Below are 24,875 nucleotides of genomic sequence, written 5' to 3' on the forward strand. Positions count from 1 at the left end.
CTTGTCAAGGCATCTTTCCCGCCTTGACAAGCACCCCCGAACCGTCAGCACAATCAAGCTTCGGGGTGCCCCACGCAACACTTCTTCCCGCAGCACCCCGCCGAAAACCGAGTAATAGTAAGCACCATGCACCCAGCCCCCGCCGCGCTCCCGCTAGACGGATTCACCATCGTCTCCATCGAACAAGCAGTAGCCGCCCCCTTAGCCACCCGCACCCTGGCCGACCTAGGCGCCCGGGTAATCAAGGTAGAACGAGCAGACGGCGGAGACTTCGCCCGAGAATACGACCACGTAGTCCACGGCACCGGCGCCCACTTCGTCTGGCTGAACCGAGGCAAGGAATCCCTAGCCATAGACCTGAAAACAGCAGAAGGCCGCGACGCAGTACACCACCTGATCGCCCAAGCAGACGTCTTCATCCAAAACCTGGCCCCAGGCGCAGCAGCCCGCCTGGGCTTCAACGCCGCGGACCTCCGGGCCAGCCACCCGGAGCTAATCGCCGTAGACCTCTCCGGCTACGGAACCGGCGGCCCAAGGGAACAACGCAAGGCCTACGACATGCTCGTCCAAGCGGAAGCAGGCCTGATCGGCATCACCGGCACCCCGGAAACCCCGGTGAAAACCGGCATCCCCACCTCCGACATAGCCTCCGGAATGTACTGCGCCCAAGCAGTCCTGGCCGCCCTCCTGCGCCGCGTCCGAACCGGCCAAGGCGCGACAGTGGAAGTGTCGATGCTGGAAGCGACCGTCGAATGGATGGGCTACGCGATGTACAGCCAGATGTACTCCGGCCGCCAGCCCGCGCGCATGGGCCTGAGCCACGCCTCGATCGCCCCCTACGACGCGTACCCGACGAAAGACGGCCAAATGCTGATCGGCGTCCAGAACGACAGCGGCTGGCGAACCCTGGTCACCGCGGTCCTCGAAGCCCCGCAACTTGCCGAAGACCCACGGTTCACCACAAACGTCCTGCGCGTGAAACACCGAGCGGAATGCGACGCGGCAGTAGCCGCCGAAACGGCGCGGTGGTCCACAGTGGACTTGGACGAGCGGTTAGCGAAGGCAGGAATCCCCGCCGCACAAGTGAAACAAGTTGCCGACGTCGTTGCCGACCCGCAGCTGCGCGCCCGCGACCGCTGGCGGACGATCGGCACCGAACACGCGACCGTCGACGCGCTGCTGCCGCCGGTGACGTTCGCGGACGTCGAGGCGCGGATGGGCGACGTCCCGGCGTTCGGCGCGCATACCCGTGCGCTGCTTGAAGAAGCCGGGCTGGACGCGGACGACCTGCTGAACCGGGGGATCGCCGCCGAGTCGCGTTGACAGTTGTATGGTGCATCTCTAGCATGCGGGGACATGCCGGGAGAAGACCGCGACGGCGACGCGCTGGACGCTATCCACCGCGCGATGATCCTGTTTTCCCGCGGGTCCCGGGTCCGCTCGAACGAACTGTACGAGGGGCTCGGGTTCGTGCAGTACACGATGCTGTCCTCGATCGACCTCGCGGACTGCGCGCACGCCGCGGATCTCGCCCAGGAGTACGGGCTCGACCCCTCGACCGTGAGCAGGCAGCTGGCGGAGCTGGAGAACGCCGGGCTGCTGGTGCGCAGTCCGGATCCGCGGCATTCGCGCAGGCAGCGGCTCGAGCTGACCGAGGACGGGCATCGCGCGCTGGCGATTACCCGTGCGGCGCAACGGGAACGGCTCGAGGAGCGGTTGCGGGGCTGGCCGAGTCGGGACGTGGTCGAGTTCGGGCGGTTGCTGACCAGGTTCGTCGAGTCTTAGCCGTCCACAGTGGACGGCGGGCCGGGCGGCTCGGTCAGCCGCGGCGGATCGGGCCCAGTTTCGCGGAGAGGTCCTCGGCGAGATCGGCCGGACGGGGCGGCCCGTCGGCGCGGTCGGTGGCCCAGGCGAGCGCGAGCCGGCTCGGTTCCCAGCCGTCCTCGTCGATCCGGACCAGCTTGAACTCCGGCGGCGAGAACATCCGGCCGATGAACGACGCCGGCGCGTAGGACACGAGGGCGACCAGCCGCCGGTTGAACACCTGCGCGGCCATTTCGAGTTCGCCGCCGCGCCCGCTGACCGCGCGGACGATGTTCCGGACGCCGCGTTTCGCGAGCCGCCGGGTCAGCGCGGCGAGGATGACCGGGTTCGGCCGGGCGAAGTCGATGACCACCTCGCGGTCGCGCAGTTCCTCGATGCGGACGAGGTCGCGGCAGGCGAGCGGATCGTCCGCGCGGACCGCGATCGCGCCCTGGTACTCGGCGACGGTCCGGGCGCGCAGCCGCTGGTCCTCGACGGCGAGGTGGATCAGCCCGAGTTCCAGATGCCCCGACACGAGTTTCGCGGTGACCTCGGCCGCTGACCCGGCCACCTCGAACGTCGCCGGGGAAGCCAGCCCGCCGACCGCGGTTTCGAGGTCTTCGAGGAGATCCGACGGCGCGTACGCGGTGGCCCCGACCCGGATCGGCGTGCCGTCTTCGAGGACTCCCGCCGCGATGTCCTTCAGCCCGTCGACCTGCCGCAGGATCGCCCGCGCCGGGCCGAGAAGCGCTTCGCCGAGCGGGGTGAGGCGGACCTCGTGGTAGTGCCGTTCGAACAGCGGGCCGCCGAGTTCGCGCTCGAGCAGCTTGATCTGCTTGCTGAGCGGCGGAGGGGTGATCCGCAGCCGGTCCGCCGCGCGCTTGAAGTGGAGCTCGTCGGCGACCGCGACGAAGTATTTGAGCCGGGTGAAGTCGATCTCCATCGTCCAATGTCCAGCGGGGCGGGCGGGTTTCCGGCGATCATACGGCGGGGGAGGGAAGTTCGGCTGGTTGTCGGTGCGCTGCGATGGGGGACGGTGCGCTCGGCGGCACCGGAATCCCGCAAGCGATGAGACCGCCGAGAGGTCACCCCGCGCGAGCGCTCCGCCCGCCGCTCTCCTCCGGAGCCTCCAACACTCCGCGCGCCACAAGCCCAGCCGTCTCCGCGACCCCCAGCCCCAACAACTCCGCCGCGATCTCGAATGTCTGCTCGCCCAGCAACGGTGCCTGCCCCACCGGCGGATCGGCGACGTACGCCGCATGGATCTGCACGTTCTCCAGCACATACGGCTCCTCCGCGTGCGGATGCAGCTCCTCCCGAAACGCGCGCCGCTCCCGATATTGCTCCCATTCCGGCAGGTCAGCCGCCCGCAGCAGGGCCCCGGCGGGAACTCCGGCGGCCTGCAGCAGAGCCATCGCCGCGAACGGGGAATGCCTCGCCGTCCACTCGGTCACTGCCGCGTCGATCCGAGTCCGCGAAGAGGCCCGGCCGGACCGGGTGGCCAAAGCAGGGTCCGCGGCCAGGTCGGGACGGTCCAGCACTGAGCACAGCGCGCCCCAATCCGCGTCGCCGCGGACGGTGACGGCCAGCCAGTCGTCGTCGCCAGCGGTCGGGAAGACGCCCCACGGCGCGTCGTGCGCGGGGCCAGCCAAACAATGTCCGCGGCGGGCCAGGTCTTCGGCGGCGATCCGGTCCGCGAAATGGCTCAGCATCACCTCGGACTGCGCGACGCTCACCGCCCCGCCCTCCGCGGTGCGTTCGCGTCGGACGAGCAGCGCCAGCGCGGCCAGCGCGCCGATCCGGGCGCACACGTGGTCGGGATAGACGGTGACGGCGTCACTGAACGTGCCTGGCTCGCCCGGGTAGATCCACTCGCTGGTGAGTCCGGTCGCGGCGCGCACGAGCGGGCCGTAGCCGAGGCGTTGGGCCCACGGGCCGGTCGGGCCGAACGCGGAGCTGTCCACGACGACAATCCCGGGATTGACCTCGGACAAAGCCGCCCGGTCGAGGCCGAGCGAGGCGATGACGCCGGGTTTGAAGTTGGTCAGCACGACGTCCGACTGCGCGACCAGCCGCCGTACCAGCGCCTGGCCTTCGGGATCCCGCAGGTTGACGCCGATGGCGCGTTTGTTGCGGTGCCCGGCGGCAAATCCGTGCGACATCGGGCCCGGCAGCGCGGCGCGGGAACCGTCGGGGAAGGCGGAGTTCTCGATCTTGATGACGTCCGCGCCGAGGTCGCCGAAGAGCCGTCCGGTATCGCCGCCGACCACGATCACGCCGAGGTCCAGGACCCGGATTCCTTCCAGCGGACGCCCTTCGCCGCGACGGGGGCGAGCGGCCAGGATCTGCGCGGTAGCGACTCGCGCGCCGCTGTCTGGACCGGCGACGGCGCGGTGTCCGTCGATTTCGGTGATTCCGGCCGGGACCGGCGCGATCAGGCCGGGCGACAGTTCGGTGTCGCGGAAGAAGCCGCGGGCGGTGAGTTGGTCGGTGTGCAGGGCTTCGGCGAGGGTGAGCACTGCGGCAGTCGGCACGCCGTGGCGCTGGCCTTCGCACTCCAGTTCGGAGCGGGTGCGGTCGGCGAAAAAGCGGCCGATCGCGGGCAGGAGGTCCGGTGCCGCATAGCGTTCGCGCACCTGGTCGTACTTCGGGTCGGCGAATTCGGCCGGGCTGCCCATCCATTCGAACATCCCGCGCCACTGCCTCCGCGACAGCAGACAGATCCGGATATACCCGTCCTGGCAAGGGAAAATCGGGTACCGGTGGCGTTCTTCGGTGCGTCCGCGCGGAAGGTCGCTCAACGGAACCCCGGCGGCGGCGCTGCCGACCATGCCGAACGCCGGGTCCAGCGCTTGCATCGCGCCGTCGAGGACGGAGAAGTCGATGCGGTCGCCGCGTCCGGTGCGCAGCCGGTCGAGGTACAGGCTCACCGCCTGGAACGCGGCTTGCGCGGCGGCGACGTGGTACGGCAGCTCGCCGGGCGGCAGCAGCGGCGCTCGGCCGGGGATGCCGGACCGGGAGAGTTCGCCGGTCAGCGCGTGGAACACCGGTGTGGTGGCTTGCCAGTGCCGCCGGGTCGTGGCGCGGCCGAAGTCGCTGATCGACAGGACGACCAGCTCGGGATGCCGGGTGCGCAGGCGGGGGACGTCGAGGAGTTCTTCGGCGGGCGAACCCGGCGGAGTGGTCTCGATCAGCAGGTCGGCGTCGGCCAGCAGCTGTTCCCAGCCGTGCGAGCCGGGTTCGGCGGTGGCGTGGGCGAAGCCGTGCCGGTCGATGGCGGTGCCGATCGCGACGCCGTCGACGACCGGGCCGGTGGTGCGTTCGTCGGTGACGCCGGGCAGGACGACCCGGGTGACGCGCGCGCCGAGATCGGCCAGCAGCCGTCCGGTCGCGGTCATCGGGCCGGAGGACAGATCGAGCACGCGGACCCCGGACAGCGGCGGGTCGTAGGTCTCGGACAAGGGAACCAGCCTCCTCGGGGATCAGCTGCGGCGGACGGAGCGGAAGGGGAGGTCGCGGTCGATCTCGGGTTCCTTGGGCAGGCCGAGGACGCGTTCGGCGATGATCGTGCGCTGGATCTGGTCGGTGCCGCCGCCGATGGACGTGAAGAACGCGTTGAGCGCCAGGAAGTTCACGTCGTCGGCGACCGGGTTCCCGTCCCCGGCGAGCAGCGTTTCCGGACCGGCGATGTCGGTGCGCAACCGTCCTTCGGCGTGCAGAATGCCGGACATCGCAAGCTTTCCCAGCGACATCACCGAACTCGACGTGCCCTGTTCGGCCGCGGCCTTCGCTCGGGCGTTGTTCAACGCGTTCAGCTCGCGCAACGCGAGCACGGTGGCCAGGTTGTCGCGGATGACCGGATCGGCGAGCCGGTCGCGTTCCCGGGCCAGCTCGACGAGGTTGTCGGCGATCGATCCGTGCCGCGACGCCCGCGCGCCGTCGCCCATGATGGAGCGTTCGTACGCCAGCGCGGTTTGCAACACGCGCCAGCCCTTGCCCTCTTCGCCGACCAGGTAGTCCGCCGGGATCTCGACGTCGGTCAGGAACACCTCGTTGAAGTGCGCTTCCCCGGTGATCTGCACCAGCGGCCGGATGTCGACGCCGGGCTGGTGCATCGGCACGACGAAGTAGCTGAGGCCCTTGTGCTTCGGGACATCCCAGTCGGTGCGCGCGATCAGCAGCGCGTAATCCGCGGTTTTCGCGCCGGACGTCCAGACTTTCTGGCCGTTGACGATCCAGCGGTCGCCGTCGCGGACCGCGGTGGTGCGGACTCCGGCGAGGTCGGATCCCGCGCCGGGTTCGCTGTAGAACAGGCAGGTCCGGGAGCGCTCGGTGAGGACGTCGTGCAGCAGGTCGTTCTTGAGTTCCTCGGTGCCGAACGCGAGGACGGTGTTGGCGGGGATGCTGTATTTGTCCTGGCGTGCGCCGGGTGCGTTTGCGGTGTCGAACTCGGCGGCGATGACGTCGGCCAGCTCAGCCGGGTAGCCGCGGCCGAACCATTCGCCCGGCCAGGTCGGCACGGCGTATCCGGCGGCGACGACTTTTTCCAGCCACGCAATGCGTTCCGGCGTGGTGCTCCAGCGATCCTCGGCCGGGGCGAGCCCGGTCCACTCCGCGGCGAGCCACGCGCGGACTTCCTCGCGGAGCTGGTCCGCGCTGGGGAGGGTGGTGGTCATGAGTCAGGCCCCCTTCGAGACGAGGTAACGCTCCCGGTGCAGCCGCGAGCCGCCGAACAGCTGCGCGCCGGAGCGGGCGCGGCGCAGGTACAGGTGCGCCGGGTGTTCCCAGGTGAAGCCGATTCCGCCGTGCATCTGGATCGCTGACAGGGCAACGGTTTCGTACGCTTCCGCGCAGGCGAACCCGGCGAGCGCGATCGCGCCGGGGCTGCCGTCGGCCGCGGCGTGCCGGGCGGCGGAGGTCGCGGATTCGACGTCCAGCAGGCGGTCCGCGGCGAGGTGCTTCATCGCCTGGAAACTGCCGATCGCGCGGCCGAACTGCACGCGGGTCTTGAGATAGTCGACGGTCGTCTCAAAGATCTTGCGAGCGCCGCCCGCTTGTTCTCCGGCGAGTGCGATCACGCTGAGATCCAAGGCTTTCCGTACAGCTTCCCAACCTGCGGTACCGACTCGCCGCGCCGGGGTATCAGCGAAGGTGAATTGAGATAGCCGTACGGTCGGGTCGAATACCTCCGCCGCCGTGCGGGTGAAGCCGGACGCGTCGGGGGAGACCTCGAAGACGCCGATGTCGTCGCCAGCGCGAGCCACTACGAGAATGACGTCGGCGAGCTGGCCCCAGGTGACGTAGGAAGCGGTCCCGGTGAGAGTTCCGTTCGCTTGTACCGCAATGCTTTCGGGCGTCCAGGTGCCATTGATGGCGACAGTCCCGATCGAAGAACCGTCGGCGAGCGCGGGCAGCAGACGGCGTTTGTCCTCTTCGGACCCGGCTGCGTCGATGAGCGTCGCGGTCAGCACCGAGCTGGACAGGAACGGCGACGGCAGCAGCGCCGCTCCGATCTCCTCCGACACCGCTTCGAGTTCTTCCGCACCCAGCCCGACTCCGCCGTATTCGGTCGCGATCAGCAGGCCGGGCAATCCCAGCTCAGCCAGCTGTTTCCACAGTTCGGGGTCGTAGCCGGACTCGGTCGCCATCACGCGGCGTACGTCCGCCTCCGTGCAGCGGTCCGCGAGCAGGTCGCGCACCGCCTCCCGCAGCTGTTCGGTTTCCGCGGCGCTGATCGCCATCGCCGGACCGCCTTTCCCGTCGTCGGGTCCCGATTCCCATGCTGGGCGGGGAAAACGGCGATGTACATCACGGATTCCGACACCGGCAGGTTTCCGGAAGGGACATCGGCGCACGTGTCGCGGGCGCTCATCTGCCGGTGTCCCGACCGGTCGTTTACGCCGCGTCAGCGGGATGCGAACGTGGAGGGGCGACCACCGGTCGGGAACGGAGTGCGACGAGATGACGAGCAGGCGGGAGACCCCGGCGCGCCGGAGGGCGGCAATCGCCGGCCTCGGGCTCACTGAGCTGGGAAAAGTCTACGGTCCGAGCGCGCGGCAGTTCGCCGCGCAGGCGGTGCGGCGAGCGGCGGACGACGCCGGGATCGGGCTGTCCGACATCGACGGGCTGCTGGTGTCCGCCGGAACGACGCCCGGAGTGGACCTGAGCCTGCAAGTCGACTTAGGACTGCGGGACCTGCGGCTTTTCACTCAAATGCAGGCGTTCGGCTCGACGGCGGGCGCGATGGTGCAGTACGCGGCGATGGCCGTCGAAGCGGGCATGGCGGACACTGTCGCCTGCGTGTTCGCGGACGCGCCGCTGCGGCAGGGCAAGGCGACCGGCGCGGCCTACGGCGGCCGGCGCACGACCCCGACCGGCTGGGGAAGCCTGCTGGGCTCCAGCGGTTTCGCCGGACCGAATTCGTTCTACGCCCTCGCCGCGCGACGGCACATGAAGACTTACGGCACCACGAGCGAACAACTCGGCGCGATCGCGGTCGCCCAGCGCGCGTGGGCGGCGAAGAACCCGCTGGCGCAGCTGCGGGAGCCGATCACCCTGGCCGACCATCAAGCGTCCCGGTTCATCGCGGAACCGTTCCACCTGCTGGACTGCTGCCTGGTGTCGAACGGCGGCGCGGCGGTGATCGTGACTTCCGCGGAGCGCGCGGCTTCTCTGGCCCAGCCTGCCGTCCAGGTGCTCGGCTGGGGCCAGGCGCACCCCGGGAACTCCTTCCGCCGCAACGACAATCTCGGCCTCGTGAGCGGTGCGGCACAGTCCGGCCCGGCGGCGATGGAGATGGCCGGAGTGACCATCGAGGACATCGACGTCGCCGAAATCTACGACTGCTACACCTTCACCGCGCTGCTCACCCTGGAGGACTACGGGTTCTGCGGCAAGGGCGAAGGCGGCGAGTTCGTCGCGACGCCGGGCATGCTCGGCCCGGACGGCAAGCTCGCGGTGAACACCGGCGGCGGCCAGCTGTCGTCGTACTACCTGTGGGGCATGACGCCGCTGTCCGAGGCGATCATCCAGGCGCGCGGCCAGGGCGGCGAACGCCAGGTGCCGAAGCACGACACCGTGCTGGTCTCCGGCAACGGCGGCATCCTGGACCACCACAGCACGCTCGTGCTCGGAACGGAGGGATGACAGTGCGGATCAACCCAGTCGCCCGCGACGACGAGTCCGCGGCGTTCTTCGACGGCACCGCGATCGGCGAGTTCCGGCTGTTGCGGCGGCGCGGCACCGGCGAGTACCTCGACCCGCGCACGGTCCCGGACCCCGACGAGGATCTGGAGTGGACGGCCGCCGCCGGAACCGGCACGGTGGTGTCGTGGTCGGTGGTGCACAAGCGGGCGCGCGACGGCGGCGAGCCGGAGCGCGTGGTCGTCGGCATCGTGGAGCTGGCCGAGGGACCGTGGTGGTGGTGCCGGCTCGACGCCGACCCGGACGCGGACCTCTGGCAGCTGCCGGTGCGGGCAGTGTTCGTGCCCTCCGGTCCCGACCCTGACCACGAGAAGGTGCCGGTCTTCGCACCGGCGGAGGAGGCAGACCATGCCCGATGACGCTCCGGCCGCGCTCGTCGACCAGCGCGGACACGTCCTGGTCGTCACGCTCAACCGGCCGCACGCGATGAACGCGGTCAACGCGGAGCTGAGCGAACTCGTCGGCACCGCGCTGGAACGGGCCGAGCAGGATCCGGAAACGCGCGTCGTCGTGCTGACCGGCGCGGGGGAGCGGGCGTTCTGCGCCGGAGCCGACCTGAAAGCCGTGTCGCGCGGCGAGTCGCTCGCCGCGCGGGGCAACGAGCAATGGGGTTTCGCCGGATACGCGCGGCACCCGATCTCGAAGCCGACGATCGCCGCGGTGAACGGATTCGCCCTCGGCGGCGGCACCGAACTCGCTCTGGCCAGCGACCTGGTGGTGGCGGCCGAATCGGCGAAATTCGGGCTGCCCGAGGTGAAGCGCGGCCTCTTCGCCGCCGCCGGCGGCGTGTTCCGGCTGCCGAGGCAGATCCCGCAGAAGATCGCCATGGAGATGATGTTCACCGGCGAACCGCTGGACGCCGCCCGCGCGGCGACGCTGGGGCTGGTGAACCACGTGGTCCCGGACGCCGACGTGCTGACTGAAGCGCTGGCGCTGGCGGAGAAGATCGCCGCCAACGCGCCGTTGGCGGTGCAGGCCAGCAAACGTGTCGCACTGGGCATTGTGGACGGTGCTATCTCCGCCGAGGACAACGCGTGGGACAACACCCGCGAGAACGCTGTCGGAGTCATGACGAGCGAGGACGTCCGCGAGGGGACGCTGGCGTTCGTCGAGAAGCGCGCGCCGGTTTGGCAGGCCAAGTAAGCGTTCTGTACTCGGAAAAACGCGCTCTGTTCGCATCGGGCACGTGAACGTCCGTGAAGGGCTCCTTGAGGGAATCAGATTCCTTCAAGGAGCCCTTCACGGACATCGGGCAACGCCGCCCCGCGGGTGCGGGGATCGTGGCAGACTCGGCAGATGCGCGGGTGGGGGGCGACGCCGTGGACGCGGGCGCCGAAAACGGGGTGGCGGCAACCAGCGGTCGTAGTGGCCGCGATCGCGGCGGCGGTGCTCGTCGCGCTGCCCGCCGCGGCGGTGGCGTTGTTCCTCTCTTCAGCCGGGAACGCGACGCTGCACGACCAGATGAACCGGGCGTGCCAGTGGGCGGTCGGCGCGGAATGGACCGGCGGGCTGCCGATGTCGCGGCCATACCCCGAAGACACCGGACCGGCCGGGAAGGCGCTCTACGACGCCCGGCTCACGGCCGCCCGCGACGCGGCTCGTCAGGTGCCGCGGCTGTCCGGCGTGCAGTCGACGCTGACCAGCAGCGCGAAGGTCAACCCGGCCCGGCCGGGCTCGCCGAATCCGGAACAGTCCGCGACGTGGCTGGTCTACCAGGACGATTTCGCGGCACACCTGCAGGTCCTGGAGGGCGGCAAAGGCCAGGGGATCTGGGTGTCGAGCCAGTTCGCGCAGGCGCGCGGGCTGCACGCGGGCGACCAGGTCGTGATCCAGGGCGGCTGGGCGCCGAGGACGGGCGTGCCGCCGGGCGCGCCGGTGGCGACGATGCCGGTCGCCGCGGTGTACCGGGACCTGCGCGAGCTGCCTGACCAGCCGTTCTGGTGCCATCTGCAGTCGCTGTACCGGCCGAACCCGCTGAGCGAGGCTCCGGTGTTCCCGGTGGCGTTCGTGTCGCGGGACGCGCTGTTCGGGCTGACCCCGGCGGCGTCGGGCGTCGGCAGTTCCCTCGAGGCCTCGGTCGACCAGGACGGGCTGACCACGGAGAACGCGCCTGCCACCATCGCTGGCCTCGAACAGGTGAGGGCGCGGACGGAGAATCAGCCAGACCTGTTCGCGCAGCGCGGCCGGATGCAGTTCACTTCGTCGCTGCGCGGCATCGCCGACCGGGCTGACCAGGTCGAATCCTCGCTCGCCGCGACGGTCGTGCCGATCGGCGTCGCCGGGTCGCTGACCGGGCTGGTCATCTCGGTGACAGTCGGGTCGTTCTGGGTCGAACGCCGCCGGGCGGAGCTGGCGGTGCTGTCCGCGCGCGGGGCCGGGCCGGGCGCACTCGCCGGAAAAGCGTTGCTGGAGCTCGGTTCTATCGCGCTGCTCGGCACTGTCGGCGGCTGGTTCGCCGCGCGCGGGCTGGTCAGCGCGCTGGGGCCGAGTCCGCTGGTGACGCCGTCCGCGCTCAGGTATTCGATCGGCGGCGCGGCGGTCGCGTTCCTGGCGACGCTCGCCGGGATCGCCGGTTCGGTCGTCCTCCGCACGCGGGCGATGTTCGACGCGCGAACCTCGCGGATCCGGCACCTGCCGTGGGAAATCCTGCCGTTGGTCGCCGCCGTGGTCTGCTACTTCGCGCTCGGCGACGGCACGCAGACCGGGCTCGGCCAGGCCGGTTCGGTCGCGCGGATCCCGCCGCGGCTGATCGTCGTGCCGCTGTTGCTGGTGCTGGGATTGGCGATGCTGGTGACCCGGGTCGTGCGGCTGACGTTGCCCCGGATACGCGCGGTACGGCGAGAACGGGCAGTGGCGTTCCTGGCCTGGCGACGGCTTGCTTCGGCACCCGCCGCGGCAGCCGTGCTGGTCGGGGCGACCGCGGTCCCGGTTGCGCTCTCGATTTTCGCCACCACGGTCACCGGATCCGTGCAGCGCACACTCGACGACGAGGGTCAGCTCGTGGTCGGCTCGGACGTCGTCGTGCATCTGACCGGTCCCGCCGAGATCCCGCCCGGCCTCAGTGGACAGTCCACATTGGTCGATCGCTACGACTCCGCGTACCTGGGCAGCAAGACGGTGAACGTGCTCGGCGTCGACCCGGCGACCTTCGGCTCCGCCGCGTTCTGGGACGACCGCCTCAGCGGACCGACGCTGTCGGAGCTGCTCGACCAGATGTCCGGCGACACCCCCGTCGGCGTCATCGCCGGAGTCCCGGACGCGCCCGAGCAGGCGACGCTCAGCATCGGGGGCAAGGACCTGCCGCTGCGCGTCGTCACGGTGGCGCAGTTGCCTGGGAAGAGCGCCGGGTTCCCGGAATTGCTGCTGCGCGAGGACATTCTCGCCAAGTTCGCCGGAGAGAGCGTGCACCGCGAGCTGTGGGCGCGCGGCGATCCGGCGCAGGTGCTGCCGGAATTGGGCAAGGCCGGGGTTCCGTCCGGGACGGTGAGCCGCGCGACCGACGTCACCGCGCACGGCGTCTACGGCGGAGTCACTTACACCTTCGCGTTTCTGACCGCAGTGTCCGCTTTGGTCGGTGTGGTTGTCCTAGTTGGACTCTTGCTGTACCTCAACGCCCGGGCACGCGCCCGGCGCGGGGCGTACGTGCTGCTGCGCCGGATGGGGATCACCTCGGCCGCGCATTGGCGGGCGCTCGCCTACGAGGTCGGCGGGCTGCTGGCGGCCGGATTCGCTTTGGGCGTCGGGTTCGCGGCCATCGCGGTCTCGGTAACTTACGAGGGCTACGACCTCGATCCGTCGACGCCGCCGGGCACCGTGATCCCGGTGCCGTGGGGGCCGGGCGGGCAGTTGCTGCTCGCGGCGGTGGTCGTCGCGCTTGGCGTTACTTATGCGGCCCAGCGTGCGGCTGCGCGGGCGTTGCCTTCGGAGGTGCTGCGTGACACTGCCTGATGCTGTTCGGGGTACTGGATTGACCCACAGCTATCGCACGGCCGGTCGCTCGCTGACCGCCTTGCACGAGGTGTCGATCGGTGCCGCGCGCGGCCGGATTACCGCGCTGGTCGGGCCTTCCGGCTCGGGCAAATCGACCCTGCTGCGGTTGCTGGCTTGCCTGGAACGACCGGACGAGGGCCGGGTCGAGGTCGGCGGGACGGACGTCACCGCGTTGTCCGCGCGAGCACGCCGGGCTGTTCGGCGGCGGCGGATCGGTTACGTGTTCCAGAATCCCGTCGACAATCTGCTGGATTACCTGACAGTGCAAGAACATCTGGAGCTCGCCGCGAAAATGCGCGGCACCGGCCTTTCCCTGTCCTTGCTCGAACGGCTGGGCTTGGACGACCGCCGCGGCCACCGCCCACACCAGCTCTCCGGTGGCGAACAGCAACGAACCGCGCTCGCCTTCGCGGCTGTCGGCGATCCGGACGCGGTGCTGGCGGACGAACCGACCGCGCAACTGGACCGCTCGTCGGCCGGACTGGTGGCGGAGGCGTTCCGCGCTTTGGCTGAGGCAGGGCAGACCGTCGTGGTCGCGACGCACGACCCCGTACTGGCGGAAGCGGCGGACGACGTGGTGGAACTCGTGGACGGGAGGGTTCGATGAGCGCCTTGCTCAGCCTGTCGGACGTCAGCCGATCGCACGGCGGGATGCCGGTGCTGCGGCACACGAGCCTGGCCCTGATGCCGGGCGAGCTGGTCGCGTTGACCGGTCCGTCCGGCTCGGGAAAGAGCACCTTGCTGATGATCGCGGGCGGCTGGGACGCGCCGGATAGCGGGACGGTCACTGCGCACCCACCGATGCCGGACGCGCCAGTTTCGGAACAGCCGTGGCATGCGCTGGCTTTCGTGCCGCAGTCGATCGCGCTGTTCGAGGAGTTGACGGTCGCCGACAACCTCGCTTTCGCCGCGCGGACCGCGGTGGAGCCGCCGGATCAGTCGAAGCTGCTGGAAACCCTGGACCTCGCGAAGCTGGCCGACCGATTGCCGAGCGAGGTCTCGCGCGGGGAACAGCAACGGGGCGCGGTGGCACGGGCGCTGGCGTCAGGCCCGTTGGTGCTGCTCGCGGACGAGCCGACGTCGCACCAGGATCGGGCGCACGCGGAGATGGTGCTGACGGCGTTGCGCCAGGCAGCGGATCGCGGGACGGCGGTGCTGGTGGCGTCCCACGATCCGCTGCTGGCCGAGCACGCGGACCGCATCGTCGCGGTGGGCGAGTGATCAGTCCACCTCGCGTGAGTCCGTGAGGGGACCCCCGAGGGAATCAGAGTCCCTGAGGGTTCCCCTCACGCACTTGAAGAGCCGGCGGGAGGCGGCGAGTGAGTCAGTCCACTTTGGACGGATGCCGCGCGAGGGCGGTCACCTGGATGTCCATGTACGGGAACAGCGGCAGGTTCGACAGGATCTGGTGCAGCTCGTCGTGGTCGGCGACGTCCAGCACCGAGTAGTTCGCGTACTCGCCCGCGATCCGCCAGATGTGCGGCCATTTCCCGCTGCGCTGCAGCTGCTGGCTGTACTCCTTCTCGCGCGCGATGAGGGCGTCGCGGACCGCCGGGTCCAGGTCCGGGGGAAGGCGGACGTCCATCCGCACGTGGTAAAGCATGAGTCTCCTGCCGAATCAGAGGGCGGAATCAGAGGGCCGGGTCGAGGACGAAGTTGTACTCGATGGTCTCGCCGTCGCCGGACGGCTGAGGGGCGAGCAGCAGTTCCGGCTTCACCGCGGACGCGATGTCGTCGTCGTTGTGCTCGTCGCCCGGGAAGTACAGCTGCGCGGTGAGCAGTTCGTGGCCCGGTGCGGACACCTTGACGTGCAGGTGCGCCGGACGCCAGGCGTGCCAGCCCGCCGCCGCGATCAGTTTGCCGCACGCGCCGTCGGTCGGGATCTGGTACGGCGCGGGGCGCACGGTGTGGATTTCGAAGCGGCCTTCGTCGTCGGTGGTGAAGGTGCCGCGCAGGTTCCACTCCGGGATGTCCGGCGCGAACTGCGAGTACAGCCCGTCCGCGTCCGCGTGCCACAGTTCGACCTTCGCACCGCCCAGCGCCGCGCCGGTGGTCGAGGTGACCTGCCCGGTCCAGGTGAGCGCGGTGCCCGGCTCGTTGTCCCGCGTCGGGATCGAACCGCGCGCGCCCTGTTCGGGGGCGTCCGGGACGTAGTAGGGGCCCTCGATGGTGCCCTTGTTGCCCTGCCGGTGCTCGGTGGCGACGTCCTCGACGACGTGCTCGACCCAGACGTCCAGGAACAGCGGCCATTCGCCGTCCTCGCCGACGCTGATGAGCCACGACTTGAGCGCGTTGTACTCCTCGTAGGTCACCTTGTGCTTGCGGATCGTCGCGTGCACGGCCTCGAGCACCTCGCGGGCGAGCAGGCTGACCCGTTCGGGCGGGGTGCCCGCGACGCCGGAGAACTTGTCGCTCTTGAACCGTTCGGTGGCGTTGGCTCCGGACGCGGCGGCGGTGGGGGAATGCGTGGCAGTCATGAATCCTCCTTGATCCATCGGGGGTTTCCGGCTCAGCGGTCTTGCCGGTAGTGCCGGAGCTTGCCGGGGTCGAGTGCGGCGCCGAGGCCGGCGCCGGGGCGGATGACCAGTTCGCCGTCCGCGATGCACAGCGGTTCGGCGAGCAGGTCGTCGGTCATGTCCAGGAAGTTGGACAGTTCGCCGGGGCGGCGCGACGTCAGCTCGTACGCCGATCCGAACGCGACAGTGCACAGTGAACCGAGCTGGCCGTCGATCTGGTTGCCCATCACCACTTCCAGCCCGAGGCCGTCCGCGAGATGGTGCGTGCGCTGCGAACGCGTGAAGCCGGTGCGGGCGGTCTTGATGCTGATCGCGGTGGCCGATCCGGAGAGGATCTCGCGGGTCACGTCGGCCGGGGTCACCGCGGATTCGTCGGCGATGAACGGAATGTCCACACGGGACACCAGCCAGCGGCGGCCGAGCACGTCGTCGGCGGGGCACAGCTCCTCGGCGAACAGCAGGTCGAGGTCGGCCATTTCCCGCATCGCGCGGGCGGATTCCGCGGCGGTCCAGCCCCGGTTGCCGTCCACGTACAGGTCGACCTCGGCGCCGAACCGTTCCCGCAGCGCGCGAACCACCGCGGTGTCAAGGGAAACCGGACGGCGGCCGACCTTCACCTTGAACGTCGTGATTCCGTAGCTGTCGCGAATCCGCTCCGCCTCGGCGACCATCGCGGCGGGCTCGTCGAAGCCGAGCATGTGCGAGACCTTCATGCGGTCGGTGTAGCCGCCGAGCAATTCGGTGACCGAGACGTCGAGGCTTTGCCCCAGCGCGTCCCAGATCGCCATGTCCAAAGCGGACTTCGCGGCCGGATTGCCGACGGTGCGGGAAAGCCGGGCGTGCACCGTCTCGCGTTCGAGCAGGCTGAGACCCACTACCTGCGGGGCGAACACCGTCTCCAGCACGGCCACGATCCCGGCTTGGGTCTCGCCGTAGGTGAACGGCCGCGGCGGCGCCTCGGCGACGCCGACCACGCCGTCGTCGGTGTGCACACGGACCAGCACGTGCTCGGCCGTGTGCACCTCGCCGGACGCGAAACGCAGCGGTTTGCGGTAGGGGATGGCGAACGGGATCGCCTCCACCCGGGTGATCTTCATCGTGTCCTCCCTGACACGGGCACTTCGACGGGGAACAGCTCGCCGAGCGCGTCGAGCACGGCCGGGACCAGTGCCGAGGCCCGGTCGCGGTGCCAGGCGAGCGCGAGCTGGACGGTGGCGGCGCCGGCGAGGTCGCGGAACACGACCCCGGCCAGCGGCAGCGCCCGCGCGGACGCGGGGACGACGCCGACGCCGAGACCACCGGCGACCAGGGCGAGCAGCACCGCGGTACCGGCGGCCTCGTGCTCGCGTTGCGGGGTGAATCCGGCGTCGCGGCAGCTGCGCAGCACCGCTTCGTTGACGACGGAGTAGCTGGCTGGGTAGGTGACGAAGGCTTCGGCGCGCAGATCGCTCATCGCCACGACCGGTTCCACCGCGAGCCGGTGGTCGGCCGGGACGGCGAGCACGAGCGGCTCGGTCTCGATGACGTGCAGGTCGAGGTCGCCGCCGGTGACCGGCGGACGCAGCACGCCGATGTCGAGCGTGCCGTCGCGCAGCTGTTCGCACTGCTCGCCGGTGAGCAGGTCGGCGTGCACTTCGAGTTCGACCTCGGGCAGCCGGTGCTGCAGCGCGCGGGCGACCCGCGGCAGGTGCGAGAGCGCGGCGGTGCCGGTGAAGCCGATCCGGGCGAGCCCGCGACGGCCGTCGGCGATGCGCCGGGCTCCGCGCGCACCCGCCTCGACGGCGTCCAGGATCCGCTGGGCCTCGGCGAGGAAGAACCGGCCGGCCGGGGTGACCTGCACCTGCCGCGTCGTGCGGCTGAGCAGCGCGACGCCCAGCTCGTCCTCCAGCTGCCGGATCGCGTGCGAAAGCGCGGGCTGGGCGAGGTGCAGTCGTTCGGCGGCGCGGCCGAAGTGGCAGGTCTCGGCGACGGCGGCGAAGTACCGCAGGTGGCGCAGTTCCATCGGGCTGCCTCCTCACCGGCTCCTCGTCTCGCTCACCGTAAGTTCCGGCATTGAGTGAAGACAAGGAGCAGTTTGCGTGCGATTGATAAACAGAATCGAATAATCACACCCTAGGTCAGGACTGGGTCTTGCCCTGGTGTGACCGCGGGCACGGGGTGGCACAGTGCGGGAAACGCCCTGCTGGGGAGCCGATCAGTGCAGATCAGAGGCCCGTTGGAGGAGTCATGACCGAGATGCTGGACCACGCCGCTTCCGTAGTCGCGGACGCGGTGGTGGAGGACCCGGAGGCGGGCGTCTACCGCGCGAACCGCCGGATCTTCACCGACGAGGAGATCTTCGAACTCGAGATGAAGCACATCTTCGAGGGCAACTGGATCTACCTCGCGCACGAGAGCCAGCTGCCGAACCCGGGCGACTACTTCACCACCACCATCGGCCGTCAGCCCGTCGTCATCACCCGCGACAAGGCCGGCGAGCTGCACTGCCTGATCAATGCCTGCGCGCACCGCGGCGCGATGATCTGCCGGCGCAAACGCGACAACCGGCCCACCCTGACCTGCCCGTTCCACGGCTGGACCTTCCGCAACGACGGCAAGCTGCTGAAGGTCAAGGACCCGGACGGCGCGGGTTACCCGGAGTCGTTCGACACCGGCGGCTCGCACGACCTGACGAAGGTCGCCCGGTTCGAGTCCTACCGCGGGTTCCTGTTCGGCAGCCTCAATCCGGACGTGCTGCCGCTGACCGAGCACCTCGGCGACGCCACGAAGGTGATCGACATGCTCGTGGACCAGTCGCCGGACGGGCTCGAGGTGCTGCGCGGCGCGTCCACGTATACCTACGACGGCAACTGGAAAGTTCAGGCGGAGAACGGCGCGGACGGCTATCACGTCACCGCGACGCACTGGAATTACGCGGCCACCACGGCCCGGCGCAACACCGGTGAATCGGCCAATGACACGAAGACCCTCGACGCCGGTTCGTGGGGCAAGTCCGGCGGCGGCTACTGGTCGTTCCCGCACGGGCACCTGTGCCTGTGGACCTGGGCGGGCAATCCGCAGGACCGGCCGCTGTGGCCGCGGATGGCGGAGCTGAAGGAGAAATACGGCGACGCCAAGGGCGAGTTCATGGTGCGCGGGTCCCGGAACCTGTGCGTGTATCCCAACGTGTACCTGATGGACCAGTTCTCGACGCAGATCCGGCATTTCCGGCCGATCGCGCCGGACAAGACCGAGGTCACCATCTATTGCATCGCGCCGAAGGGCGAAAGCGCCGAATCGCGGGCGTGGCGGATCCGGCAGTACGAGGACTTCTTCAACGCTTCGGGCATGGCGACGCCGGACGACCTGGAGGAATTCCGGTCCTGCCAGCTCACTTTCCGGGCGACGGCCGCACCGTGGAACGACATGAGCCGCGGCGCGCGGCATTGGCTCACCGGGCCGGACGAGGTCGCGTCGTCGCTCGGGCTCGACGGTGTTGTGTCGGCGGGGCAGAAGAACGAGGACGAGGGTCTTTATCCGGTGCAGCACGGGTATTGGCAGGAAACCATGCGCGCGGCGATCGCCCGCGAGCAGGCTGTTCGAGGAGAGACCCGATGACCGCCGCCGCCGAGAAGACCATCACCCAGCACGACGTCGAGCAGTTCCTTTACCGCGAGGCGCGGTACCTGGATGACCGCGAGTTCGAGAAGTGGCTGGAATGCTACGCCGACGACGTCGTGTACTGGATGCCTTCCTGGGGCGACGACGATCTGCTCACCGAGGACCCTCAGCGCGATATTTCGCTGATCTACTACCCGAACAAGGGCGGGCTCGAGGACCGGGTGTTCCGGATCCGCACCGAACGGTCGAGCGCGACGTCTCTTCCGGAACCGCGGACCAGTCACAACATCTCGAATGTCGAGCTGATCGAGCGGCACGGCGATCTCGTGGACGTGCGGTTCAACTGGCACACGATGTACTTCCGGTACCACACGGTCGATCCGTATTACGGGACCTCGTTCTACACCGTCGATTTCTCCGGGCCGTCGCCGTTGATCCGGCGGAAGACCGTGGTGCTCAAGAATGATTACATCCACCACGTCGTCGACGTGTACCACTTCTGAGCGGAGGCGGTCATGAACCACCGGATCGCTCTGTCCTTTGAGGACGGTGTCACTCGCTTCGTCACGTGCGCGCCGGACCAGACTGTCGCGGACGCGTCGTACCGGCAGCGCATCAACATTCCGCTCGACTGCCGCGACGGTGCGTGCGGAACGTGCAAGGCGTTCTGCGAATCGGGGGAGTACGAGGGCGGTTCCTATCTCGAAGACGCCCTGAGCACTGACGAGGCCGATCGCGGGTATGTGCTGCCGTGCAGCATGAAGCCGAAGTCCGATCTGGTGTTGCAGATCGCGAGTACGTCGGCGGTCGCGAAGACTCAGGCTGCGGAGCATCACGGCACTCTTGTTGCGCTGGAACGGCTTTCGCCGACGACGATGTCGCTCGCGGTGGAAATCCGTGATCGGGACCGGCTAGCGTTTCTGCCCGGGCAGTACGTGAACATCACTGTGCCGGGCACCGAGGTGACGCGGTCGTATTCGTTCAGCAACGCGCCTGAGGACGACCGGCTGACTTTCCTGGTGAAGCTCTCGCCGGGCGGGGTCATGTCGGATTACCTGACTGGACGGGCGAAATCCGGCGACGAGCTGACGTTCACCGGCCCGCACGGAAGCTTCTTCCTGCGCGAGACGGACCGGCCGGTGTTGTTGCTGGCCGGTGGCACTGGGCTCGCGCCGATTCTGTCCATTGTGCGCACTATGCGTGATTCTGGCGCGACCAGGCCGGCGCATCTGGTCTACGGCGTGAGCACCGACGACGACCTGGTGGAGACGGCGACGCTGGCGAAGCTCGCTGCGGAGGTTCCCGGGCTGACCTGGGATTACTGCGTTTCGGATCCGGGGAGTGCCGCGCCGAACAAGGGCTATGTGATCACGCTGATCCGCGACGAGCACCTGCACGGCGGCGATGTCGCGGTGTATCTGTGCGGTCCGCCGCCGATGGTGGAGGCGGTGCGGGGGCATTTCGCGTCGGCCGGGTTCGAGCCGACCGGTTTCTATTACGAAAAGTTCGCGCTCGCCGCGCCGGTCCGCGCGCCGGAGATCCCGGTGCCGCCGGTGGTGGCGGCCGATCCGGAACCCGAGCCGGAGCTGGAGTTCGTCGCGGGCCGCGCGCTGGCTGGGCAGGAGCTGTTCCCGACGGTCGAATTGGCCCCGCTGCGGGCCGGAGCGGCGCTGTCCGCGGCGGAAGAAGCACGGGTCGCACGCACGATCGCGGGCCAGGTAATGCTGCCCGCGCCCGACGAAACGCCGGGCGAGTACGAAATCGGCGAGGAACACCCGTCGGTACACGAATCGGACGCGGTATTCGAGGCCCGGCAGGCCCTCGAACTGGGCGCGCTCGAACTGACCATCGGACGGCTGACCTCGGGCCAGCTCGCCGGATACCGGCTGCTGGCCGAGTCGACAGTGCCCTATGTGGACGGTGACCGGTTCCTGGACGCCGCCGCCTACACCGAAACCAACGCGGCCTTCCACGACTACCTGTTCACGCTCACCGGCAACGAGCACCTGCTGCAGGCATATCAGGCGCTCGGCGTGAAAGGCCACATGGCCGAGACGCTGCGCAACGCGACCTGGTGCCATCCGCGGTGCACGCAGGATCACCTGGACCTGGTCGCGGCGTTCGAGTCCGGAGACCGGGCGACCGCGCGACGGCTGGTGGCCGAGCACGCGGAACGGTCGAAGGTCACCACCCGGCGGGCGATGGGCGGCGCTGCCGAGGGGCCGAAATTCCTGTCGCCAGGACGGTTCGCGGGCAAGGTCGTGGTGGTCACCGGCGCCGCGCAGGGGATCGGAGAGGCGACGGCCCGGCGGATCGCCGCGGAGGGCGGCGCGCTGGTGCTCGCCGACCGGTCCGGCCTGGTCAGCGGCTTGGCCGACGAGCTGCCCGAGGCCGCCGCAGTCGTCGCCGATCTGGAGGCCTGGGAGGGCGCGCAGGCGGTCGTCGAGGCGGCTTTGGCCCGGTTCGGCCGGATCGACGTGCTGGTCAACAACGTCGGCGGCGCGCTGCGGTTCAAGCCGTTCACCGAATTCGGTCCGGACGAGATCGAGGCCGAGGTCCGCCGGTCCCTGCTGACCACGCTGTTCTCCTGCCGGGCCGCGCTGCCGTCGATGGCGCAGCGGGGCGGCGGGGTGATCGTGAACGTCTCGTCGGCGGCCACCCGCGGCATCCACCGGATCCCGTACTCGGCGGCGAAAGGCGGGATCAACGCGCTTACCGCGTCGCTGGCGTTCGAGTACGCTGACGCCGGCGTGCGCGTGGTCGCGACCGCGCCGGGCGGGACTGAGGCCCCGCCGCGGCGGATCCCGCGCGGCGGCCCCGATCCGGCCACCGACCGGGAACGGGAGTGGTTCCAGGCGCACATCGACCAGACTGTCGGGTCGTCATTGCTGAAGCGGTACGGCACCCTGGACGAGCAGGCCGCGGCGATCGCGTTCCTGGCCTCGGACGAGGCCTCGTACGTCACCGGCACCGTCCTGCCCGTGGCCGGGGGCGATCTCGGCTGACGGCGGCATCCGGCGAAGCGGGGAGGACCGTGACGACAGCGGCGGAGGAGCTGGCCGGCCTGCTTTCCCAGGCGGGGCGCGCGGTGCTGGTGTGCGGTCCGGCCGGATGCGGGCGCACCACGCTGGCGCGGCGGGCCGCCGACGCGTTCCCCGGGCCGGCGCTCCTGGCGACCGCGGCCGAATGGGAGAGCTGCAGCGCGTTCGCCGTGCTGCGGCAGCTGTTCCCGGACCTGCCCGCGGACGGCGGACCGTTGCCGGTCGCGGGGCGGATCGCGGCGGAGCTGGTGCCGGGGACATTGCTGGCGGTCGACGACGCGCATCTGTCCGATGTGGACTCCATCCGGACGCTGTCGTCGCTGCTGCGGCATCATCCGGCGGCGCGGGTCACGGTGCTGTTCACCGCGGCGACCGGTGATTCTCGCGCGCGTGCGGACGTTCTGGAGTTGCTCGCCCGGATGTCCGGGGACGAGGTGCGCGTGCCGCCTCTCGACGCCGCGGAAGTGTCCGAAATGGCCTCTGCGCGCGGCATCGCGTTGCATCCGACGATGGCCGAACGGTTGTGTCGGCACACTCTTGGCCGGCCGCGGTATGTGGTGCAGCTGCTGACTGAGGTGCCGCGGGCTGTCTGGGCTGGGTTTGATCCCAACCTGCCCGCTCCAGCCGCTGTCGCCGCTTCGGTCCGGGAGCGGGTTTCACGGCTTTCCCCTGCGGCAGAACGGTTTGTCGCGGCTGCGGCGGTGCTCGGTGCTGGTGCGGCGGTGCGGTCGGTGGCGTCGTTGGCCGATCTCGACGGGGATCCGTTGCCGGTGCTGGACGAGGCGTGTGCGGCGCGATTGGTCGAGCTCGCGCCGCGCGGGCTTGCGGAGGCGGGGCCGCCGGATCCGATGGTTCGGGCGGCTGTGCTCGCTGGATTGGGGCCGGAGAGGCGGTCGAAGCTGCAGCGGCGGGCGGCGGAGCTGGTCGAGGATCCGGCGCGGAGTTTGCGGTTGCTGGTCGCGGCCAGTCCGGTGCCGGACGCGGGTGTCGCGGATCGGCTGGACGCGCTGGCGGTCGAGCGGGCTGCGGCGGGGGCTTGGGGGACGGCCGCGGTACTGCTCAACGATGCTGGGCGGCTTACTGAGGATGCTGAGTTGCGGCAGGCTCGGATCACTCGGGCTGTCGACGCGTTAATCGGTGCTGGCGATGTGTTTCGGGCTGCTGCGCTTGCTCCGGAAGTCGAGAGTGTGCGTGAGACGCCGTTGCGGGATGCGGTTCTGGGCTATCTCGCGGTGGTGCGCGGTCGGGCCGCTGAAGCTGGCGGACGGTTGAGCCGGGCTTGGGATATCGTCAATGCTTCGCGGGATCCGGAGACGGCCGCGTTGATTTGTCAGCGGTATGTGCTTGATGCGCTTTGCCGGTATTCCGCTGAGGATCTGGTGCGGTGGGCGGATCGGGCTCTGGAATTGGCTGTACCGGAGACGCCTGCTGCGGTCGAGGCTGCGGCTATTCGGGGGCTGGGGCTCGCGGCTTCGGGGCGGGCTAAGCAGGCTCGGCGGGATTACGTGCAGTTGTCCGAGCGGATTCGGCACGGTGCGCAGGCTCAGCGGGTGGTGATGGCGCGGGGGTGGCTGAATCTGCTGACGGATCGGATCGACGACGCTCGGGTGGATTTGGAAAGTGCGGTGCCGACTAGTTATTTGGGTGGGTCGGCACGGATTTCCTTGTGGGCGCAGGCTTGGTTGGCGCGGACGTTGTTCCTGAGCGGGGAGTGGGACGACGCTTTGCGGGTGGTTCGGGAAGCGCTTGTTTTAGTTGACCGGACTGGGATTGTGGTCACTGCGCCGTTGCTGCACTGGACTTCGGCTGCGGTCCATGCGTTGCGCGGGGATCAGGGGCGGGCTGAGGAGGCGTTGTTGGCTTGTGCCGCTGGGTCGCAGGATTACGAGATCATGCGGGTTCCGGCCTTGCTGGCGCGGGCGCAGGTTGCGGAGGCGGCGGCGGATTCCGCCGGGGTGTTGCGGGCGTTGCATCCGTTGACTCGGTTGTCGTTGCCTACTTCGGTGGATGAGCCTGGGCACTGGCCCTGGCATGATCTCTACGCCCATGCTCTTGTCCTCAGTGGACGTTCTGAGGAGGCGGATGCTTTTTTGGCTCCGCATGAGCGGGCTGCGGGGAAGCGGGAGCATGCGTCGGCTCGGGCTCGTCTTGCTGCTGCTCGGGGGCGGTTGCTGGGGGCGCGTAATGATCATGTGGGGGCGGTGGCGGCGTTTGATGCGGCGGTGGAGTTGATTGGGGGGTTGCCGCTGCGGTATGACCAGGCTCGAATTGCGTTTGCTTATGGGCAGACTTTGCGTCGGTTGGGGCGGAGGGCTCGGGCGGATACGCAACTGGTTGCTGCTCGGGATGGGTTTGCTTCTATGGGGGCGGTTACTTATGTGGCTCGGTGTGAGCGGGAGTTGCGGGCTGGTGGGGTGCATTTGCCGCGGGGCGGGGTGGATCGGTTGACGCCGCAGGAGGAGGCGGTGGCGCGGATGGTGGCTCGGGGGCAGTCTAATCGGGAGGTGGCTGCGGAGTTGTTTTTGTCGGTGAAGACTGTGCAGTATCACTTGACTCGGATTTATGCGAAGTTGGGGATTCGGGGGAGGACTGAGTTGGCTGTTTTGCGTTCTGGGGAGGATTCGTAGTCGGCTCGTCGCCTGGCGGCGACATTGCGCGCGGGTGGGGCCCCACACCCCGAAGCTTGATTGTGCTGACGGTTCGGGGGTGCTTGTCAAGGCGG

20 protein-coding genes are annotated in these 24,875 nt (G+C 69.5%); 12 read left to right on the forward strand and 8 right to left on the reverse strand.

The window, feature by feature from the left end; genetic code table 11:
* Nucleotides 1-126 precede the first annotated feature (126 nt).
* A complete protein-coding gene (locus ABZX37_RS45575) occupies nucleotides 127-1,323 on the forward strand; it encodes a CaiB/BaiF CoA-transferase family protein (RefSeq protein WP_354750576.1) in 1,197 nt (398 codons plus the stop codon).
* Between the two features lie 33 nt (nucleotides 1,324-1,356).
* Nucleotides 1,357-1,785: a MarR family transcriptional regulator gene (locus ABZX37_RS45580; RefSeq protein WP_354750577.1), complete on the forward strand. Its 429-nt coding sequence runs from the start codon at nucleotides 1,357-1,359 to the stop codon at nucleotides 1,783-1,785.
* 34 nt (nucleotides 1,786-1,819) lie between these two features.
* On the opposite strand, the gene ABZX37_RS45585 is transcribed toward ABZX37_RS45580, so the two are convergent.
* From ABZX37_RS45585 to ABZX37_RS45600, 4 genes are all read right to left on the reverse strand, one after another.
* Complete coding sequence (locus ABZX37_RS45585; RefSeq protein ID WP_354750578.1) at nucleotides 1,820-2,746, reverse strand: LysR family transcriptional regulator; 927 nt, start codon at nucleotides 2,744-2,746, stop codon at nucleotides 1,820-1,822.
* Between the two features lie 142 nt (nucleotides 2,747-2,888).
* Nucleotides 2,889-5,264 carry a CoA transferase gene (locus ABZX37_RS45590; protein WP_354750579.1) on the reverse strand — a complete coding sequence of 792 codons (2,376 nt, stop codon included), beginning with the start codon at nucleotides 5,262-5,264 and terminating at the stop codon, nucleotides 2,889-2,891.
* Nucleotides 5,265-5,285: 21 nt separating this feature from the next.
* Nucleotides 5,286-6,479: an acyl-CoA dehydrogenase family protein gene (locus ABZX37_RS45595; RefSeq protein ID WP_354750580.1), complete on the reverse strand. Its 1,194-nt coding sequence runs from the start codon at nucleotides 6,477-6,479 to the stop codon at nucleotides 5,286-5,288.
* Between the two features lie 3 nt (nucleotides 6,480-6,482).
* Nucleotides 6,483-7,544, reverse strand: a complete 1,062-nt coding sequence (locus tag ABZX37_RS45600) for an acyl-CoA dehydrogenase family protein (RefSeq protein WP_354750581.1) — start codon at nucleotides 7,542-7,544, stop codon at nucleotides 6,483-6,485.
* A 220-nt stretch (nucleotides 7,545-7,764) separates the two neighbouring features.
* Between ABZX37_RS45600 and ABZX37_RS45605 the strand changes: the two genes are divergently transcribed.
* From ABZX37_RS45605 to ABZX37_RS45630, 6 genes are all read left to right on the forward strand, one after another.
* Nucleotides 7,765-8,949, forward strand: coding sequence for a thiolase family protein (locus tag ABZX37_RS45605; RefSeq protein WP_354750582.1), 1,185 nt, complete (start codon nucleotides 7,765-7,767; stop codon nucleotides 8,947-8,949).
* Nucleotides 8,946-9,365 carry an OB-fold domain-containing protein gene (locus ABZX37_RS45610; protein ID WP_354750583.1) on the forward strand — a complete coding sequence of 140 codons (420 nt, stop codon included), beginning with the start codon at nucleotides 8,946-8,948 and terminating at the stop codon, nucleotides 9,363-9,365. The genes ABZX37_RS45605 and ABZX37_RS45610 overlap by 4 nt, the downstream gene beginning before the upstream one ends.
* Nucleotides 9,355-10,149, forward strand: coding sequence for a crotonase/enoyl-CoA hydratase family protein (locus tag ABZX37_RS45615; RefSeq protein ID WP_354750584.1), 795 nt, complete (start codon nucleotides 9,355-9,357; stop codon nucleotides 10,147-10,149). Before ABZX37_RS45610 ends, ABZX37_RS45615 begins: the two co-directional genes overlap by 11 nt.
* A 153-nt stretch (nucleotides 10,150-10,302) precedes the next feature.
* Nucleotides 10,303-12,954 (forward strand): FtsX-like permease family protein, encoded by a 2,652-nt coding sequence (locus ABZX37_RS45620; protein ID WP_354750585.1) that lies wholly within the window; start codon nucleotides 10,303-10,305, stop codon nucleotides 12,952-12,954.
* Nucleotides 12,955-12,973: 19 nt separating this feature from the next.
* Nucleotides 12,974-13,603 carry an ABC transporter ATP-binding protein gene (locus tag ABZX37_RS45625; protein WP_354750586.1) on the forward strand — a complete coding sequence of 210 codons (630 nt, stop codon included), beginning with the start codon at nucleotides 12,974-12,976 and terminating at the stop codon, nucleotides 13,601-13,603.
* Nucleotides 13,600-14,217 carry an ATP-binding cassette domain-containing protein gene (locus ABZX37_RS45630; protein ID WP_354750587.1) on the forward strand — a complete coding sequence of 206 codons (618 nt, stop codon included), beginning with the start codon at nucleotides 13,600-13,602 and terminating at the stop codon, nucleotides 14,215-14,217. The genes ABZX37_RS45625 and ABZX37_RS45630 overlap by 4 nt, the downstream gene beginning before the upstream one ends.
* Before the next feature lie 103 nt (nucleotides 14,218-14,320).
* On the opposite strand, the gene catC is transcribed toward ABZX37_RS45630, so the two are convergent.
* Genes catC through ABZX37_RS45650 form a run of 4 tightly spaced genes read right to left on the reverse strand, consistent with a single transcriptional unit; the run spans nucleotide 14,321 to nucleotide 17,514 of the window.
* Nucleotides 14,321-14,599: a muconolactone Delta-isomerase gene (catC, locus tag ABZX37_RS45635; RefSeq protein WP_037367634.1), complete on the reverse strand. Its 279-nt coding sequence runs from the start codon at nucleotides 14,597-14,599 to the stop codon at nucleotides 14,321-14,323.
* 28 nt (nucleotides 14,600-14,627) lie between these two features.
* Nucleotides 14,628-15,473, reverse strand: a complete 846-nt coding sequence (gene catA, locus ABZX37_RS45640; protein WP_354750588.1) for a catechol 1,2-dioxygenase — start codon at nucleotides 15,471-15,473, stop codon at nucleotides 14,628-14,630.
* A 32-nt stretch (nucleotides 15,474-15,505) separates the two neighbouring features.
* Complete coding sequence (locus tag ABZX37_RS45645) at nucleotides 15,506-16,609, reverse strand: enolase C-terminal domain-like protein (RefSeq protein ID WP_354750589.1); 1,104 nt, start codon at nucleotides 16,607-16,609, stop codon at nucleotides 15,506-15,508.
* Nucleotides 16,606-17,514, reverse strand: a complete 909-nt coding sequence (locus ABZX37_RS45650; protein ID WP_354750590.1) for a LysR substrate-binding domain-containing protein — start codon at nucleotides 17,512-17,514, stop codon at nucleotides 16,606-16,608. The genes ABZX37_RS45645 and ABZX37_RS45650 overlap by 4 nt, the downstream gene beginning before the upstream one ends.
* A 224-nt stretch (nucleotides 17,515-17,738) precedes the next feature.
* Between ABZX37_RS45650 and benA the strand changes: the two genes are divergently transcribed.
* Genes benA through ABZX37_RS45670 form a run of 4 tightly spaced genes read left to right on the forward strand, consistent with a single transcriptional unit; the run spans nucleotide 17,739 to nucleotide 24,780 of the window.
* Entirely contained in the window at nucleotides 17,739-19,109 is a 1,371-nt protein-coding gene (gene benA, locus ABZX37_RS45655; protein ID WP_354750591.1) for a benzoate 1,2-dioxygenase large subunit, read from the forward strand.
* A complete protein-coding gene (gene benB / locus ABZX37_RS45660; protein WP_354750592.1) occupies nucleotides 19,106-19,615 on the forward strand; it encodes a benzoate 1,2-dioxygenase small subunit in 510 nt (169 codons plus the stop codon). The genes benA and benB overlap by 4 nt, the downstream gene beginning before the upstream one ends.
* A 12-nt stretch (nucleotides 19,616-19,627) precedes the next feature.
* Nucleotides 19,628-22,117, forward strand: coding sequence for a benzoate 1,2-dioxygenase electron transfer component BenC (gene benC, locus ABZX37_RS45665; protein WP_354750593.1), 2,490 nt, complete (start codon nucleotides 19,628-19,630; stop codon nucleotides 22,115-22,117).
* Between the two features lie 29 nt (nucleotides 22,118-22,146).
* On the forward strand, nucleotides 22,147-24,780 hold the full coding sequence (locus tag ABZX37_RS45670) for a LuxR family transcriptional regulator (RefSeq protein WP_354750594.1): 2,634 nt from the start codon (nucleotides 22,147-22,149) through the stop codon (nucleotides 24,778-24,780).
* The last annotated feature ends 95 nt before the right edge of the window (nucleotides 24,781-24,875 follow it).

Source organism: Amycolatopsis sp. NPDC004079, from assembly GCF_040610415.1.
Taxonomy (GTDB): domain Bacteria; phylum Actinomycetota; class Actinomycetes; order Mycobacteriales; family Pseudonocardiaceae; genus Amycolatopsis; species Amycolatopsis halotolerans.